The sequence below is a fragment of the Streptomyces sp. P9(2023) genome (assembly GCF_032436795.1).
GTDB lineage: Bacteria > Actinomycetota > Actinomycetes > Streptomycetales > Streptomycetaceae > Streptomyces.
Map to the genome: position 1 here is coordinate 90,262 of NZ_JAUPWM010000013.1, position 16,825 is coordinate 107,086.

Genomic DNA, 16,825 nt, shown 5'->3' on the forward strand with positions numbered 1-16,825 from the left:
GTCCGGGATCAGTCCTGGATCAGTGGGACGGTCCGGTCGATCCGGTCGTGGGTCCGGTCGTGGGTCCGGTCGTCGGTCCGGTCGTCGGGCAGGTGGCGTTCCGGAGGCGGGCGTCGCGCGCGGGAGGACGCGGGCGGTGGGTTCGTTCGGCGGCGGCCAGGGCGTCGGCGAAGCGGTCGAGGACGGCCTCGGCCTGCTCGTCGGTGAGGGTGAGCGGGGGCAGGAGTCGGACGACGCCCGCGTGCCGGCCGCCGAGTTCGACGATGAGACCTCGGTCCAGGCACTCCTGCTGCACGGCCACGGCCAGTGCGGCGTCGGCCGGCGGCACGGAGCCGTCGGCCGTGTCCGGGTCCACGAGCTCGACGCCGATCATGAGCCCCCGGCCGCGCACGTCACCGATGCAGGGGTGGGCGGCGGCCAGCCCCTGGAGGCGGGCGAGCATCCGGGCGCCGAGGGTGGCGGCGCGGTCGGCGAGCCGGTTCTCCCGTACGTAGGCGAGGGTGGCGGCCCCGGCGGCCATGGCGAGTTGGTTGCCGCGGAAGGTGCCGGCGTGGGCTCCGGGCTCCCAGGCGTCGAGCTCCGCGCGGTAGACGACGACCGCGAGCGGGAGGGAGCCGCCGATGGCCTTGGAGAGGACCATGACGTCGGGCACGATGCCGCTGTGCTCGACGGCCCAGAAGGCGCCGGTGCGGCCGACGCCCGTCTGGACCTCGTCGGCGATGAGCGGGATGGAGCGGGCGGCGGTGATCTCGCGCATGCTGCGCATCCAGTCGTCGGGCGCGGGGATGACCCCGCCCTCCCCCTGCACCGGTTCGAGGATCATCGCGGCGGGCGTGGCGACCCCGCTCTTGGGGTCGTCCAGGAGGTTCTCCGTCCAGCGCGCGGCCAGTTCGGCGCCGAGTTCGCCGCCGACGCCGAAGGGGCAGCGGTAGTTCTGCGGGTAGGGCAGCCGGGTGACCCGTACGTCCGTCGCACCCCCGGAGGCGTCCAGGGCTCCGGCCGTCATGCCGTGGTAGGCGCCGGTGAAGCTGAGCAGCCCGCTGCGGCCGGTGGCCGTGCGGACGAGTTTCAGGGCGGCTTCCACCGCGTCCGTCCCGGCCGGGCCGCAGAACTGGATGCGCGCGTTGTCGGCGAGTCCGGCGGGCAGCGTCGCGAACAGCTCGGTGGTGAAGGCGTCCTTGACCGGGGTCGCGAGGTCGAGGACATGCAGGGGTGCTCCGGAGTCGAGCACCTTCCTGATGGCTTCGAGCACCACCGGGTGGTTGTGCCCGAGCGCCAAGGTCCCTGCCCCGGAGAGGCAGTCCAGATAGCGCCGTCCGTCCGCGCCTTCGATGGTCAGGCCTCTGGCCCGGACGGGGACGATCGGCAGGGACCGCGCGTAGGTGCGCGCGGCGGATTCGCGCAGCGACTGGCGGCGCAGGATGCCTTCGAGAGCGGCTCCCGCGCCGCCCCTCCGCTCCCCCTGGTGGGCCTGCGCGGCCGCCGGTACGGCCGGAGCTGGTTCGGTCACGGCCACGACTCGGTGTCCTCCCGCTGTAACAGTTGCGTTGCACATCGGTACGTTGCTGCGCACCGCGAACGGCGGCCCTGAACGCTCCCTCTGTGTCCCCCGTACGTACCAACGACGGGAACTGCCAAGGATCACGGGAGAATCCCAAGATCCTTGACGTGGCGGGGATCACGACCCGGCAACGCCTGTGCGCGGGCGGAACCGTGGACCTGCCGGGTACCGTCCCCTCCGGCACCGGCATAGTGGGGGCCGCACTTTCGGCGCCCGTGACGGCGCCACCACAGTTCACTCATGCACAAGTTGACGTAGTCCCAGGGGGATCACGAGATGCGAGCGATTCGTCCGCTACTGGCCGCGGCGGCAGCCGTCGCGGCGTTGACGCTGACGGCGACGGCCTGCGGCCCGACCGAGGAGAACGCGGGGGACAAGCCCAGTGCACCCGCGAGCCCGACCTCCGACAAGATCACGATTCCGGACGATCTGAAGGACAGGCTCAAGGAGCGCGGGATCGATCTGGACAAGTGGAGGAACGGCGAGTGGAAGAACTGGGACCGCGACAAGTGGCTGCGTGAGGCCAAGGACTACGTCAACCCGATCATCGAGGACCTCTGGGACCCGGACCGGATGCGCGACGCGCAGCGCCCGGACAAGCCGGTCGAGGAGGAGGACATGCAGGGCGACAAGGGGGTCACCGACCCGACGCCCGCGCCGGTCAGGGCGAAGGGTGTGCCGGCGACGTACAACGCCAACGCCCCTGAGGCCGGCAAGGTGTTCTTCGACGGACCCGAGGGTTCGATGGTCTGCTCGGCCACCGTCGTGAAGGACCCGGCCAACCCCGGCAAGTCCAACATGGTCTGGACGGCGGGCCACTGCGTGCACGCCGGCAAGAAGGGCGGCTGGTACCGCAACATCGCCTTCGTGCCGTCGTACAACGACAAGGCCCTGCCGACCGCGCAGCTGGAGAACGCGACGCGCGAGCAGGTCGCTCCGTACGGCGTGTGGTGGGGCGACTGGGCGCAGACCTCCGAGCAGTGGATCTCGGAGGGCGCGGCGACCGGCGGTCAGGGCGCTCCGTACGACTTCGCGGTGATCCACGTGACCCCGGAGAAGGGCGGCACGGGCAAGTCGCTGGAGGAGACGGTCGGTTCGGCGCTGCCGGTGGAGTTCAACGCGCCGACGGCGGCGAAGATCGCGAACATGAAGGCCATCGGCTACCCCGCGGGCCCGCCCTTCGACGGCCAGAAGATGTACCAGTGCACGGACAGGCCGGGCCGTCTGTCGGTCAAGGCGGACCAGCCGACGATGTACCGCATCGGCTGCACGATGACCGGTGGTTCGTCCGGTGGCGGCTGGGTGGCCGCGGGCCGGGACGGCAGGCCGGCGCTGGTGTCCAACACCTCGATCGGCCCGGTGACGGCCGGCTGGCTGGCCGGTCCGCGGCTCGGCACCGAGGCCAAGGGCATCTACGACGAGGTCAGCAAGAAGTTCGCCGGCCGCTAAGGGACAGCGGGTCGGGGCGGGATCCTGCGGGGTCCCGCCCCTTTCCGCGCCGCGCACCCTACGCACACAACGCACACGCACCACCCACGTAAGCACACACCGCACATCACACACCGCACTTCATCAGGGGGACCCCCACGCATGCGTTCCATACGACTGCTTCCAGCCACCGTCGGCCTGGTCTCGGCGCTCGCGCTGACCGCCACCGCCTGCGGCCCGACCGAGACCCCGGCGGCCGACAAGCCCGCCGCGGGGTCGAGCGCCTCCGCGTCCGCCACGGGCGGCGGCGAGGACGCCGCCCTCCCCCAGGACCTCGCCGACAAGCTGAAGAAGCGCGGCGTCGATGTGGACAAGTGGAAGGAGGGCGAATGGAAGAACTGGAACAAGGACACCTGGCTCCGTGAGGCCGAGGACTTCGTCAACCCCGTGATCGACGGGCTCTGGGACCCCGAGCGGATGCAGTCCGCGAAGAGCCCGGACCAGACGATGACGACGGCGGCCGGCTCCGGCGGCAGCGACCCCGTACCGCGCCCCGTCCAGGCGCAGCGGGAGAAGACCCCGTACCAGCGCAACGCCGCGCCGGTCGGCAAGATCTTCTTCGACTCTCCGCAGGGCAGCATGGTCTGCTCCGGCACGATCGTGAAGGACCCGCGCCGGCCCGGGAAGTCCAACATGGTGTGGACCGCCGGTCACTGCGTCCACGCGGGTCAGCGGGGCGGCTGGTACCGCAACATCACCTTCGTCCCGGCCTACAACGACCTCGGCAAGTCGCCGTCCGCGCTGCGCAACGCGAAGCCGCAGGAGGTCGCGCCGTACGGTCAGTACTGGGCGGACTGGGCGGTGACCTCGGGCGACTGGATCAACCGGGGTGGTACGAACGCGGCCTGGCCGTACGACTACGCCGTGCTGCACGTGAAGCCGCAGCAGGGGAGGAAGTCCCTGGAGGAGACCGTCGGCGTCGCGCTGCCGATCGACTTCTCGGCCCCGGCCCACTCCCGGGCGGGCTACATGGGCGCCTGGGGCTACCCGGCGGCGGCGCCGTACAACGGTCTGATCATGCACAAGTGCGTCGACCGGCCGACCCGGATGACCACGGCTCCCGCCACGCCGACCATGTACCGCATCGGCTGCACCATGACCGGTGGGTCCTCGGGCGGCGGCTGGATCCGGACCATGCCGAACGGCAAGCCGGCGCTGGTGTCGAACACCTCGATCGGCCCGGCCGGGGGCAACGGCTGGCTGGCCGGTCCGCAGCTCGGCAAGGGCGCGAAGGACGCGCACGAGATGGTGAGCAAGAAGTTCGCCCGCTGATCGCCGAATTGATGTGACATGCGGAAGGCCCCGCTCCCCGATCGGGGAGCGGGGCCTTCCGTGTGTCGTGCTGAACCCGTGTCAGTGCGCGGCCGGGACGAACGGCGCGAGGAACGCCGCCAGTTCCTCGTGCACCAGCGCCTTGAGCAGCGTGCCTTCCGGCGTGTGCTCCTCGGAGAGCAGCTCACCCTCGGCGTGCACCCGGGAGACGAGACCGCCTTCCGTGTACGGCACGAGCGCCTCGATCTCGACCTTCGGGCGCGGCAGCTCGGCGTCGATGAGCGCGAGCAGCTCCTCGATCCCCTCGCCCGTGCGGGCGGAGACCGCGATCGCGTGCCGCTCGGCGCGCATCAGCCGCTGGAGGACGAGCGGGTCGGCCGCGTCCGCCTTGTTGACGACGACGACCTCCGGCACGTTCACCGCGCCGACGTCGCGGAACACCTCGCGCACGGCGGCGAGCTGCTCCTCCGGAGCCGGGTGCGAGCCGTCCACCACGTGCAGGATGAGGTCGGAGTCGCCGACCTCCTCCATGGTGGAGCGGAACGCCTCGACCAGGTGGTGCGGCAGGTGCCGTACGAACCCGACGGTGTCGGCCAGTGTGTACACCCGGCCGCCGGGCGTCTCGGCCCGGCGGACGGTCGGGTCGAGGGTGGCGAACAGCGCGTTCTCCACCAGCACGCCCGCGCCGGTCAGCCGGTTGAGAAGGGAGGACTTGCCGGCGTTGGTGTAACCGGCGATGGCGACCGACGGAACCTTGTTACGGCGCCGCTCCTGCCGCTTGATGTCGCGGCCGGTCTTCATCTCCGCGATCTCCCGGCGCATTTTCGCCATCTTCTCGCGGATCCGACGCCGGTCGGTCTCGATCTTGGTCTCACCGGGACCACGGGTGGCCATGCCGCCACCGCCGCCGCCACCCATCTGACGGGAGAGCGACTGACCCCAGCCTCGCAGCCGCGGCAGCATGTACTGCATCTGCGCGAGCGCGACCTGTGCCTTGCCCTCCCGGGACTTGGCGTGCTGGGCGAAGATGTCGAGGATCAGGGCGGTCCGGTCGACCACCTTGACCTTGACGACGTCTTCGAGGGCGATGAGCTGACCGGGGCTGAGTTCGCCGTCGCAGACGACGGTGTCGGCACCGGTCTCGAGCACGATGTCCCGCAGCTCGCGTGCCTTGCCCGAGCCGATGAAGGTGGCCGGGTCCGGCTTGTCACGGCGCTGGATCACGCCGTCGAGCACCACGGCGCCCGCCGTCTCGGCGAGGGCCGCCAGCTCCGCGAGGGAGTTCTCCGCGTCCTGGACGGTCCCCGAGGTCCATACGCCGACCAGCACGACGCGCTCCAGGCGCAGCTGCCGGTACTCGACCTCGGTGACGTCCTCGAGCTCGGTGGAGAGGCCCGCCACGCGCCGCAGGGCAGCGCGCTCGGAGCGGTCGAACTGATCGCCGTCCCGCTCTCCGTCGATCTCGTGGCTCCAGGCGACGTCCTCTTCCATCAGGGCATCGGCCCGAAGGCTCTCGGTGCGGCGCGAATCCGCGAAGCTCTGTTCGTCCTGGGAAGGGGATGAAGAGGAGGTCATTTGATCCTTACGTCGATGGAAAGTCGTTGCGTCGATCACAACGTGTGACGGCGGGGAAAGATTCCCGGGCCGGCCACGTCGTCGACCTGACGATGGTGACACGGTCGGCCCGGGCCCGTCATCCCGGTTTCGCCGCGCTCTTCGCGGCGCCGCGTGGCTCGTCCGCCGGGAGGGAGCGCCAGTCGGGGTGTCCGGGCATCGGCGGGGTCTTGTCGGCGTACAGCCAGCCGGCGAAGAAGGACGTGAGGTCACGTCCCGCGATCTCGGCGGCGAGGGCCGTGAAGTCGGCGGTGGTGGCGGTGGCGTCCCGGTGCTCGCTCACCCAGCGGCGTTCCAGCTCCTGGAAGGCCTCCTTGCCGATCTCCTCGCGCAGGGCGTAGAGGACGAGGGCGCTGCCGTCGTAGACGACGGGCCGGAAGAGGCTGATCTTCTGGCCGGGCGTGGGCGGCTCGGGCGCGGCCGGCGGGCCGCCGGCGGCGCGCCAGGTGTCGGAGGCGGCGTAGGCGGCCTTCATGCGCCGTTCCAGGGACTTTCCTGCGGTCTCCTCCGCGTACACCGCCTCGTACCAGCTCGCGTGTCCTTCGTTGAGCCACAGGTCGGACCAGGTGCGGGGCGAGACGCTGTTGCCGAACCAGTGGTGGGCGAGTTCGTGGACCATGACCGAGTCGACGTACCACTCGGGGAAGCCGGGATCGGTGAACAGTCTTCTCTCGAAGAGAGAGAGGGTCTGCGTCTCCAGCTCGAAGCCGGTTTCGGCGTCGGCGATCAGCAGTCCGTAGGTCTCGAAGGGGTACGGGCCGACCTGGCGCTCCATCCACTCGACGTGTCCGGGGGTGCGCTTGAGCCAGGGCTCCAGGAGGTCACGGTCGGCGGTGCGGACGACGTCCCGCAGGGGCAGGCCGTGCGGCCCGGTCCGGCGGACGACGGTGGTGCGGCCGATGGAGACCTGGGCGAGTTCGGTCGCCATGGGGTGGGCGGTGCGGTAGGTCCAGGTGGTGGTGGCACCGTCGGTGGTCCGGCCCGCCGGGAGGCCGTTGGCGACGGCCGTGAGTTCCTTTGGCGCGGTGATCCGGAAGGTGAAGTACGCCTTGTCGGCGGGGTGGTCGTTGGAGGGGAAGACCCGGTGGGCGGCGTCGGCCTGGTTGGCCATGGCGAGCCCGTCGCCGGTGCGGATCCAGCCCCCGGCGTCGGCGGGGCCGCCGGGGTCGCTGGTGTGCGTGACATCGATGGTCAGCCTGTCGCCGCTCTCCGCCGCGTGGACGGGCGTGATCACCAGGTCCTCGCCGCTGGTCTCGAAGGTCGCCGGCTCTCCGTCCACGGTGACGGCGGAGACCGTCCCGTGCGTGAAGTCCAGGTTGATCCGTTCCAGGTCCTCGGTGGCGAGGGCCTCGACGCGGGTCACGCCGGCGAGCGGTTCGGTGTTCCTGCCCCCGTAGGTGAGGGCGATGTCGTACGTGAGGACGTCGTATCCGGGGTTGCCGAGATGCGGGAAGAGGGGGTCCCCGATGCCGAGCGGCGCGGGCGCGGGGAGGGCGGCGGCGACGAGTCCGGCCGATGCGGCGACCAGGACGGCGGAGCGCAGCCACCGCGCGCGTGGGGAGGGGTTTCGGGCTGGTGTGAGCGGCATGGGCTACGGCTACCAGTGCCGTAGCCGCTCCCCCGGGCGGCGCGCTCGCCCGCCACTCGAAGGGGTCACGGGCGTGCTGACGCCGGCCTTCGTGGCGGGGGTCAGCCTTCGAGCGTGGCGGGGTGCTGGGCGCGGCTGACGTCGTAGACGCCGCCCACGTCGCGCATGGCCCGCATCAAGGCGGGCAGCCCTGCCGCGTCCGGGAGTTGCAGGGTGTACGTGTGCCGCACGCGCTGTTCGCTCGGGGGCTCGACGGTCGCCGAGACGACGGCGACGCCGGCGGCGGCGATGGCCTCGGTGAGGTCGGCGAGGAGCCGGGGCCGGCCGAAGGACTCGGCGACGAGCGTGACGCGGCACTCGGCGGTGTCGCCCCAGTGGACGGTGACGGGTTCGCGCCCGTGCCGCCGCATCGTGTCGACGGAGGCACAGCCGGTGCGGTGGACGGTGACGGAGCCGCCGCGTACCTGGAAGCCGGTGATCTCGTCGGGGGGTACGGGTGTGCAGCAGCCCGCCGGGCGTACGGCGGTGGCCGGGGTGCCGGGCAGGTCGGCGTGGAGCTTGGCGCCCGAGCGCCGGTCGGCGGTGACGGAGACGGGCGGCCTGGGGTCGGCCTCCGGGGCCTTGGCGGCCTCCGGGTGCGTCTGGAGCCAGGCGGTGATGGCGATCCGGGCTGCGGGCGTACGGGCGTGGTCCAGCCACTCCGGGGAGGGCCCGGAGGCGGTGTCCTGGGCGAGCAGCAGCTGGACGGTGTCGCCGTCGTTCAGGACCGTACTGAGCGTCGCCAGACGGCCGTTGACGCGGGCGCCGAGGCAGCCGTGGGCGGTGGCGCCGTGCTGCGCGTAGGCGGCGTCCACGCAGCTCGCCCCGGCCGGCAGGCCGAGCATCCCGCCGTCGGCGCGGAAGACGGTGATCTCCTGGTCCTCGGCGAGGTCGGCGCGGAGCGAGGTCCAGAAGGTGTCCGGGTCGGGGGTGGACTGCTGCCAGTCGAGGAGCCGGGAGAGCCAGCCGGGCCGGGTGGGGTCGGCGCGCTCGCCGTCCTCGGCGGGCTCGGCGCCGTCGCCGTTCGCCGGGGGCGTGTACGGGTTGCCCAGCGCGACGACGCCGGCCTCGGCGACCTTGTGCATCTGGTGCGTACGGATGAGGACTTCGGCGACGGCTCCGTCGGGGGCGGCGACGGCGGTGTGCAGCGACTGGTACAGGTTGAACTTGGGGGCCGCGATGAAGTCCTTGAACTCGGAGATCACCGGCGTGAAACAGGTGTGGAGTTCGCCGAGTACGGCGTAACAGTCGGCGTCCTCGGCGACCAGGACGAGGAGGCGCCCGAAGTCGCTGCCGCGCAGGTCGCCGCGCTTGAGGTGGACCCGGTGGACGGAGACGAAGTGCCGTGGTCTGACGAGGACTTCGGCGGCGATGCCGGCGTCGCGCAGGACGGCGGAGAGGCTTTCGGCGATGGCGGCGAGCGCGTCACCCGCGCCGGTGTTGTCGGCGATGAGGGCGCGGGTCCGCTCGTACTCCTCGGGGTGGAGGATCGCGAAGACGAGGTCCTCCAGCTCGGTCTTGAGCGCCTGGACACCGAGCCGTTCGGCGAGCGGGATGAGGACGTCGCGGGTGACCTTGGCGATCCTGACCTGTTTCTCCGGGCGCATGACGCCGAGCGTGCGCATGTTGTGGAGCCGATCGGCGAGTTTGATCGACATGACCCGGACGTCGTTGCCCGTGGCGACGAGCATCTTGCGGAAGGTCTCGGGTTCGGCGGCGGCGCCGTAGTCCACCTTCTCCAACTTGGTGACCCCGTCGACGAGATAGGCGACCTCGTCGCCGAACTGCTCCCGCACCTGATCCAGCGTCACCTCCGTGTCCTCGACGGTGTCGTGGAGCAGGGCGGCGGTCAACGTCGTCGTTTCGGCGCCGAGTTCGGCGAGGATGAGGGTGACCGCGAGGGGGTGCGTGATGTACGGCTCACCGCTCTTGCGGAACTGGCCGCGGTGCGAGAACTCGGCCAGCACGTAGGCGCGGCGCAGCACGGCGAGGTCGGCGTCGGAGTGGTGGGCGCGGTGGGCCTCCGCGACGTGCCCGATCGCGTCGGGCAGCCGGTCCCGGGCGGTGGGACCGAGCAGGGCGGCGCGACCCAGCCTGCGGAGGTCGATCCTCGGACGGGCGCGCCTGCGGCTGGGAGCGTCGGGGCCGGTGGCCTCCGCTGCGCTCACAGGGTTGGTGGCCTCTGCACTCATGGGGCACCTCCGGCGACGTCGACCGGCGGTGGACGGGCAAGGCGTGCCCGCGGGGCCGGTGCTTGATGCTACCGACCCCACCACGTGGCGCAGTCCCGCTCTCGCCCAGCGTGAAACGGATCACCCATTCGAGCGAACGATCAGTCGTTGACAGTTTCGAATGTGTCCGTCGGGCGCTTTCGCGGCTTACCGATACGGATGCTCGGGACGAGGCTCGGGCCGCGTGCGGAGGCTCAGGCGTCCGCGAGCCAGGACGGGTCGATCGTGCCCTCGGCGACGATGACGGCCGGGCCGGTCATGTCGAGCTCTCCGTCGGGGTGCTCGGTGATGGTCAGCGTCCCGCCGAGGACGTCCACGGTGTACGTGACGGGCGTCCCGCTCGCGGCGGGGTCGACGCCGTCCCGGCGGGCGCTGGCCACGGCGACGGCACACGCGCCCGTGCCGCAGGAGCGGGTCTCGGAGGCGCCGCGCTCGTGCACCCGCATGGCCACGTGGCGCGGGCCGCGGTCGGCGACGAACTCGATGTTCACGCCGTCCGGGAAGACCTCGGAGGGGGCGTACGGGGGCTCGGTGAACAGGTCGCCGGCGTGGTCGAGGGACTCGACGAAGGCCACCGCGTGCGGGTTGCCCATGTTCACGTTGCGGGCGGGCCAGCTGCGGCCGTCGACGGTGACGGTGACGCCGTCCTCGGGGAGCCGGGCGCGGCCCATGGAGACCGTGACGGAGCCGTCCTTGTCCAGGTGGACGCGCTTGACCCCGCCCCGGGTGGCGACGGCGACCTCGCCGGCGGTGATGTACCCGGCGTGCTCCAGGTAGCGCGCGAAGACGCGGACGCCGTTGCCGCACATCTCGGCGACCGAGCCGTCCGCGTTGCGGTAGTCCATGAACCACTCGGCCTCGTCGGCCATCGCGCGCGCCTCGGGGTGGGCCGCGCTGCGGACCACGTGCAGAATTCCGTCGCCGCCGATGCCGGCCCGCCGGTCGCACAGCCGCGCGACGACGGCGGCCGGCAGCTCGATGGCGTTGTCGGCGTCGGGGACGATCACGAAGTCGTTCTCGGTCCCGTGGCCCTTGAGGAATGTGATGGGCGAGGTCTGCGTGGTGGTCACGGGATCAACTGTACGGGCCGGGTCCGACAGCCGCTCGAAGTTCCACCCCTTGGGCCGGGCGCCTTGAGCGTCCGCCCCGACAGGTGGTCAGCGGAGCCGGGCGACGCGCCAGACGGCCAGGGCGACCAGGAGCGCGCTGACGAACACGTACAGGGCGACGACGCGCCAGTTCGGCCGTTCGCCGGAGCCGCGGGCCGGGAGGCCCGGCCAGGCGGAGCCGACCCGGCGGGCCGCCATCATGCCCCAGCCGGCCGCGCAGCAGCTGATCAGCAGGCCGAGCATGGCGACGACGGCACCGCCGTCACCGGAGCCGAAGGCGAGCGGGAAGGCGAACATCAGCGAACCGACGGCGGCGAGACCCACGATGGGCGCGAGCTGCCAGATCCGCAGCCTGCGCTGCGGCCGCAGTTCGACCTCGACCTCGTCCGCGTCGACCTCGACCGACGAGCCCTCGGCTTCGTCCGGTCCGTCCGGGCTCAGGCCGGGCGCGTCCCCCGGGGCCTGCCCCGGGACCGCGTCCTGCTGTTCTGTGTCGCGAGGGCCGGCCTCCATCGCCACGCGCCCTCCCACTCGGACTCCACTTGGTCGATCGATGCTCGATGATGGCACGCCAGAGACCCCTGGAATGACGGGCATGGCGTCCCGATGCCATCACGTGATCAGGCTGTAACCGCTCGTTCGACCAACGTCAGCGCCTGTCGCGGGAGTTCCGCGCGGTCTTCCACCGCACCGCTCAGCCAGTGGACCCGCGGGTCGCGCCGGAACCACGAGTCCTGACGGCGCGCGAAGCGTTTGGTGGCGCGTACGGTCTCGGCCCGCGCCTCGTCGTCGGTGCACTCCCCCGCGAGCGCCGTGAGCACCTGCTGGTAGCCGAGCGCGCGGGCGGCCGTGCGCCCCTCCCGAAGCCCCCGCGCCTCCAGGGCGCGTACCTCGTCGACGAGTCCGGCCTCCCACATCCGGTCCACGCGCGTGCTGATCCGTTCGTCGAGTTCGGGGCGCGCCACGTCGACGCCGATCTGCACGGTGTCGTAGACCGAGTCGTGGCCGGGCAGGTTGGCGGTGAAGGGCTTGCCGGTGATCTCGATGACTTCGAGGGCCCGGACGATGCGGCGGCCGTTGCTGGGGAGGATCGCCTGAGCGGCCCCGGGGTCGGCCGCGGCGAGCCGGGTGTGCAGCACGCCGGAGCCGCGCTCCGCCAGCTCCGCCTCCAGGCGGGCCCGTACGGCCGGGTCCGTGCCCGGGAACTCCAGGGCGTCGATGGCGCCCCGTACGTACAGGCCGGAGCCGCCCACCAGGACCGGGGTGCGGCCCTCGGCCAGGAGTCGGTCGATCTCGGCCCGGGCGAGCCGCTGGTACTCGGCGACGCTGGCGGCCTCCGTCACGTCCCAGATGTCGAGGAGGTGGTGCGGGATGCCGCCGCGCTCCTCCAGCGTCAGCTTGGCGGTACCGATGTCCATCCCCCGGTAGAGCTGCATCGAGTCGGCGTTGACGACCTCGCCGCCCAGTTGCCGGGCGAGGAATACACCCAGATCGGACTTTCCGGCCGCTGTGGGACCGACGACGGCGATGACCCGCGGGGCGGGAGCTGCACTTCTCACGGTCACAGTCTCGCAAACCTCCGGACAGGTCCCCGAATGAGCGACGTAACGACCCGCATCCGGGTTCGTTGCCAGTTGCGAGGTTCCGACCGCCGGTTTCCGTACCGGCTGCGCCGGGTGGCGCAACAGGGCGCCCCGGGCGCCGCGGGGCTTTTCCCACACGAGTACGCTATGGAGTGGAAATGGGCGTTTTTGCAATGTTTCGGCGGAAGGGCAAGGAAGCTGCCGAGGCGTCGACGGAGGAGGCCCAGGCTGTCGCCGTGACGGACGCGCCGGAGGAGGCGGAGGCCGGCGCCCCGAGCGGTGAGGCCACCGAGGCCGAGAGCGGTGCCGGGACCGGCGCCGCCACGGAACAGGCCGACGGGGCCGCGGCGGACGACGCGTCCGCTGGGGCCGAGGTCGTCGAGGTGGTCGAGGTCGTGGAGATTCCGAAGCAGCAGTCGGCGGACGAGGCCGCGGACAACGAGGCCGGCGAAAGCGCCCGGAAGTAGCGGGTCCCTGGCGACAGGGCACGGCATACGGACCCACCGGAGGGAAGGTGACCCATGGGCCTCCTGGATTCGCTGAAGGCCAAGCTCGCCCCGGCCAAGGACAAGGTCTCGGGCCTCGCCCAGCAGCATGAGGCCAAGATCGACCAGGGTCTGGACAAGGCCGCGAAGCTGGTCGACGAGAAGACCAAGGGCAAGTACAGCTCCAAGATCGAATCGGGCACCGGCAAGGCCAAGGGCGCCCTTGACCGGATCGCCCACAAGGACGACGACACGAAGGGCCCCGGCGAGGACCCGGGTCAGGGCCCGGCTCCGGGTCAGAGTCCGGGCCAGGGTCCGGGCCAGGGTCCGGGCCAGGGTCCGGGTCCGGGCCAGACGCCGCCGCCGGCGGCCTGACGCCCGACGTCACCCGACGGTCCCTCCCGTACGGCGGACGGCCGCGGAGCGCGATGCTCCGCGGCCGTCCGCCGTTCGTCGTCCACCGTGCGAGGTGTCGCCGCTACGACCAGGCGGCCACGAAGTACCCGACGCCGTACGGGGCGTCCTCGTACAGCAGCCTGCCGTCGAGGCCGGCGCCCTCGGCCGCGCCCGCGAGCACCTGCCAGGGGGCCCGGCCGGCCGCCTTCAGCTCGTACGCGAGGTTCTCGTCGAGGGCGAGCAGGGCGTCCACGTCCGCCGTGCCCAGCGCCCGGGCGGCCTCCGCGTCGAAGGCGGCGGCACGCTCGTCCAGGTAGCCGGGGGCCTTGAGGGTGCGGCAGGCGCTGCCGTCGCCCATCACCAGGAGCGCCACGCGGTCGGCCGAAGCGGCCAGCTCGCGGCCGGTGGAAGCGCATCGGCCGGCCTCCAGCGGCTGTCCGACCCCGAGACCTTCGACGGGCGCGTCGGCCCAGTCGGTGCGCTGGAGGAGCCAGGCGGCGACGGCGAGCGAGGCGGGCAGCGGGCGCTCACCCTCGGGCCCGGAGCCGAGCCGTACGGAGAGGTCGACGCCGAAGCCAGCGAAGTCGCCGGTCGACCCGCCCGGGAACGTACCGCGCGCGCCCTCGTCCGCCGGTCCGACGACGTAGAGCCGGTCGGGCCGGGACGCGGCGAGCAGCCCGACGGCGTCGGCACAGGCCGTCCGGGCTGCGCCGAGCTCACCGACGGCCCCCGCCGCTACCTCGGGCACGAGCAGGGGAGGACAGGGACAGACGGCTGCGGCGACAAGCATGATCCGCAGCCTACTGCGACGGTCTCCAGTCCATGGGCGGGACGCGGTCCTGGGGCTCGTCGGCCGAGGCCGCTTTCGCGATCCCGGGGTCGGCCGAGTCGTGGACCAGCTCGGCGATGCTCAGCGTCGACTGCGTCTCCGCCATCAGCCCTCTGACGATCACCAGGCAGCTGTCGCCGCTGGGGAACCGGTACACCTGGCGCGACTTCTCGCGCCATGGCTCGTGGTAGGTGAGCGAGGCGGCGCGCATCGCCTCCCGCGCGTCCTCCCGTGTGCCGGTGACCCTGCGGATCACCTCGGAGACGTACGAGTCGCCGCTGCCGCGCTGCGCGACGACGATCCAGTTCCCCATCCCGGCCCCCCGTTCTTCGGATGTGTCAGCTGTGGGTGACTTCCGCGTGTGTCAGTGACTACCGCAGGCCGGGGCCGACGCCGCGGGCAGCGGGGCCGGGACGCCGATCTGCGGGAGTCCGAGCAGGACGCCCGCCGGCTTGGCGGCGGCCGCGGTGGTGCGCTTCTCCCAGGCGTCGCCGGCGCGGGTACGGCGTACCGACGTCGTCGGGCCCTCGGCGAGGAGGTGGTGCGGGGCGGCGTAGGTGATCTCGACGGTCACCACGTCGCCGGGGCGGACCTCCTGGTCCGGCTTGGTGAAGTGGACGAGCCGGTTGTCGGGGGCGCGGCCGGAGAGGCGGTGGGTGGCGCCGTCCTTGCGGCCCTCGCCCTCGGCGACCATGACCTCCAGCGTCCGGCCGACCTGCTTCTTGTTCTCCTCCCAGGAGATCTCCTCCTGGAGGGCGACCAGGCGCATGTAGCGGTCCTGGACCACTTCCTTGGGGATCTGGCCGTCCATGTCGGCAGCCGGGGTCCCGGGCCGCTTGGAGTACTGGAAGGTGAAGGCGTTGGCGAAGCGGGCCTCGCGGACCGTGTGCATGGTCTGCTCGAAGTCCTCCTCGGTCTCGCCGGGGAAGCCCACGATGATGTCGGTGGAGATGGCGGCGTGCGGGATGGCCGCGCGGACCTTCTCGATGATGCCGAGGAAACGCTCCTGCCGGTAGGAGCGGCGCATGGCCCGGAGGACGGTGTCCGAGCCGGACTGCAGCGGCATGTGCAGCTGCGGCATCACGTTCGGGGTCTCGGCCATCGCGGCGATGACGTCGTCCGTGAAGTCCCGGGGGTGCGGGGAGGTGAAGCGGACCCGCTCCAGGCCCTCGATCCCGCCGCAGGCGCGCAGCAGCTTGGAGAAGGCCTCGCGGTCGCCGAGGTCGGAGCCGTACGCGTTGACGTTCTGGCCGAGCAGGGTGATCTCCGAGACGCCCTCGGCGACCAGGGCCTCGATCTCGGCGAGGATGTCGCCGGGGCGGCGGTCCTCCTCCTTGCCGCGGAGCGCCGGGACGATGCAGAAGGTGCAGGTGTTGTTGCAGCCGACGGAGATCGAGACCCAGGCGGCGTACGCGGACTCGCGGCGGGTCGGCAGCGTGGAGGGGAAGGCCTCCAGCGACTCGGCGATCTCGATCTGGGCCTCTTCCTGGACGCGGGCGCGCTCCAGGAGGACCGGCAGCTTGCCGATGTTGTGCGTGCCGAAGACGACGTCGACCCAGGGGGCCTTCTCGACGATGGTGTCGCGGTCCTTCTGGGCGAGGCAGCCGCCGACGGCGATCTGCATGCCCGGGCGCGTGGTCTTCCTGGGGGCGAGCCGGCCGAGGTTGCCGTAGAGCTTGTTGTCGGCGTTCTCACGGACCGCGCAGGTGTTGAAGACGACGACGTCGGCGTCACCGTCGGAGCCCTCGGGGGCTCGGACGTAGCCGGCGTCCTCCAGCAGACCGGAGAGCCGCTCGGAGTCGTGGACGTTCATCTGGCACCCGTAGGTGCGTACTTCGTAGGTTCGCTGGACGTCCACTGCCTGGCTCCGGTCGCTGCTGGTCATGGAACAAGGGTATGCGGTGCCGGGGACAGCCCCGGCCCGATCCGCCGGGGCCCGGGCGCGGGGGCGCTCGCGGCGGCTTCGAGGGGCACGCCGAGCTGGGCGGCGAGGGTGCCCGCGTCGGGGCGGAGCGACCCGTCGAAGGCGGCGGAACCGATGGTGAAGGCGTCGGCTCCGGCGGCCGCCACCGCGTGTATCCGGGCGCTCGTGGTGATGCTGCCGGCCACGACGAGACGGCCCGTGGTGGCCGCGCGGGCGGCCCGGACGAGGTCGAGCGGGTCCGCCTCGGTGGCGCGGTAGGCGAGCAGGTCGACGCCGGCGCAGCCCGCGGCCTCGGCCCGGCGGCAGTCGTCGGCGATCCGGTCGGGGCCGCCGGCGAGGCGGGTGGGGTGGCCGAGCGGTTCGCCCACGAACGGGAGGAACTCGACGGAGGTGCCCGCGAGGAGGGCGAGGGTCTCCTCGATCCAGGTGCCGCCCATGAGCCGGTCGACGCCGAGGTCGATCGCGCGACGGACGGAGGTGAGCGCCTCGTCGCGGGTGGTGCTGACCACTTCGAGGTAGCTGGTGGCGCCCATGTCCGCGATCCGCCGGTGGAGCCGTTCCAGGGCGGCGGGCTCGACTCCGACGTCTTTGAAGCCGAGGTGGCCGACGCCGAGGTCCCGGACGGTGTCGAGGACGTCGAGGCAGTCCGTGACGGTCCTGTCGTCACGGGTGAGCATGAAGATGAAGTCCATGAGGGTCCTCCGGG

The 16,825-nt window shown here is 72.0% G+C and carries 15 protein-coding genes; 4 read left to right on the plus strand and 11 right to left on the minus strand.

Going from position 1 to position 16,825, the window contains the following annotated elements; genetic code table 11:
• Window positions 1-19: 19 nt before the first annotated feature.
• Window positions 20-1,516 carry a diaminobutyrate--2-oxoglutarate transaminase family protein gene (locus tag Q5762_RS19275; protein ID WP_315893394.1) on the minus strand — a complete coding sequence of 499 codons (1,497 nt, stop codon included), beginning with the start codon at window positions 1,514-1,516 and terminating at the stop codon, window positions 20-22.
• A gap of 321 nt (window positions 1,517-1,837) precedes the next feature.
• Here Q5762_RS19275 and Q5762_RS19280 point away from each other — a divergent pair, with 321 nt between their 5' ends.
• Both Q5762_RS19280 and Q5762_RS19285 read left to right on the plus strand, forming a co-directional pair.
• Window positions 1,838-3,010 (plus strand): hypothetical protein, encoded by a 1,173-nt coding sequence (locus Q5762_RS19280; protein WP_315893395.1) that lies wholly within the window; start codon window positions 1,838-1,840, stop codon window positions 3,008-3,010.
• A gap of 141 nt (window positions 3,011-3,151) precedes the next feature.
• Entirely contained in the window at window positions 3,152-4,321 is a 1,170-nt protein-coding gene (locus Q5762_RS19285) for a hypothetical protein (RefSeq protein ID WP_315893396.1), read from the plus strand.
• 81 nt (window positions 4,322-4,402) lie between these two features.
• Here the strand turns inward: Q5762_RS19285 and hflX are convergent, their stop codons facing one another.
• The 6 genes from hflX to miaA form a co-directional block, all read right to left on the minus strand.
• Entirely contained in the window at window positions 4,403-5,896 is a 1,494-nt protein-coding gene (hflX, locus tag Q5762_RS19290; RefSeq protein ID WP_315893397.1) for a GTPase HflX, read from the minus strand.
• Between the two features lie 118 nt (window positions 5,897-6,014).
• Window positions 6,015-7,523: a M1 family metallopeptidase gene (locus tag Q5762_RS19295; RefSeq protein ID WP_315893398.1), complete on the minus strand. Its 1,509-nt coding sequence runs from the start codon at window positions 7,521-7,523 to the stop codon at window positions 6,015-6,017.
• Between the two features lie 101 nt (window positions 7,524-7,624).
• Entirely contained in the window at window positions 7,625-9,754 is a 2,130-nt protein-coding gene (locus tag Q5762_RS19300) for an HD domain-containing protein (RefSeq protein ID WP_315893399.1), read from the minus strand.
• A 233-nt stretch (window positions 9,755-9,987) separates the two neighbouring features.
• Window positions 9,988-10,863 carry a diaminopimelate epimerase gene (gene dapF / locus Q5762_RS19305; protein ID WP_315893400.1) on the minus strand — a complete coding sequence of 292 codons (876 nt, stop codon included), beginning with the start codon at window positions 10,861-10,863 and terminating at the stop codon, window positions 9,988-9,990.
• Between the two features lie 87 nt (window positions 10,864-10,950).
• On the minus strand, window positions 10,951-11,415 hold the full coding sequence (locus Q5762_RS19310; protein ID WP_315893452.1) for a hypothetical protein: 465 nt from the start codon (window positions 11,413-11,415) through the stop codon (window positions 10,951-10,953).
• Between the two features lie 107 nt (window positions 11,416-11,522).
• On the minus strand, window positions 11,523-12,461 hold the full coding sequence (gene miaA, locus Q5762_RS19315; protein WP_315893401.1) for a tRNA (adenosine(37)-N6)-dimethylallyltransferase MiaA: 939 nt from the start codon (window positions 12,459-12,461) through the stop codon (window positions 11,523-11,525).
• Window positions 12,462-12,643: 182 nt separating this feature from the next.
• Between miaA and Q5762_RS19320 the strand changes: the two genes are divergently transcribed.
• The gene (locus Q5762_RS19320) at window positions 12,644-12,952 is read left to right on the plus strand and encodes a hypothetical protein (protein ID WP_315893402.1); all 309 of its coding nucleotides are present in this window, start codon (window positions 12,644-12,646) and stop codon (window positions 12,950-12,952) included.
• A 54-nt stretch (window positions 12,953-13,006) separates the two neighbouring features.
• Window positions 13,007-13,345: an antitoxin gene (locus Q5762_RS19325; protein WP_315893403.1), complete on the plus strand. Its 339-nt coding sequence runs from the start codon at window positions 13,007-13,009 to the stop codon at window positions 13,343-13,345.
• 103 nt (window positions 13,346-13,448) lie between these two features.
• Here Q5762_RS19325 and Q5762_RS19330 read toward each other — a convergent pair whose 3' ends face one another.
• Genes Q5762_RS19330 through Q5762_RS19345 form a run of 4 tightly spaced genes read right to left on the minus strand, consistent with a single transcriptional unit; the run spans window position 13,449 to window position 16,811 of the window.
• Window positions 13,449-14,156 (minus strand): class III extradiol dioxygenase subunit B-like domain-containing protein, encoded by a 708-nt coding sequence (locus Q5762_RS19330; RefSeq protein WP_315893404.1) that lies wholly within the window; start codon window positions 14,154-14,156, stop codon window positions 13,449-13,451.
• A gap of 10 nt (window positions 14,157-14,166) precedes the next feature.
• Window positions 14,167-14,508 (minus strand): hypothetical protein, encoded by a 342-nt coding sequence (locus Q5762_RS19335; protein ID WP_315893405.1) that lies wholly within the window; start codon window positions 14,506-14,508, stop codon window positions 14,167-14,169.
• 51 nt (window positions 14,509-14,559) lie between these two features.
• Window positions 14,560-16,080 (minus strand): tRNA (N6-isopentenyl adenosine(37)-C2)-methylthiotransferase MiaB, encoded by a 1,521-nt coding sequence (miaB, locus tag Q5762_RS19340; protein WP_315893406.1) that lies wholly within the window; start codon window positions 16,078-16,080, stop codon window positions 14,560-14,562.
• Window positions 16,077-16,811 (minus strand): hypothetical protein, encoded by a 735-nt coding sequence (locus Q5762_RS19345; RefSeq protein WP_315893407.1) that lies wholly within the window; start codon window positions 16,809-16,811, stop codon window positions 16,077-16,079. Before Q5762_RS19345 ends, miaB begins: the two co-directional genes overlap by 4 nt.
• Window positions 16,812-16,825: the final 14 nt, after the last annotated feature.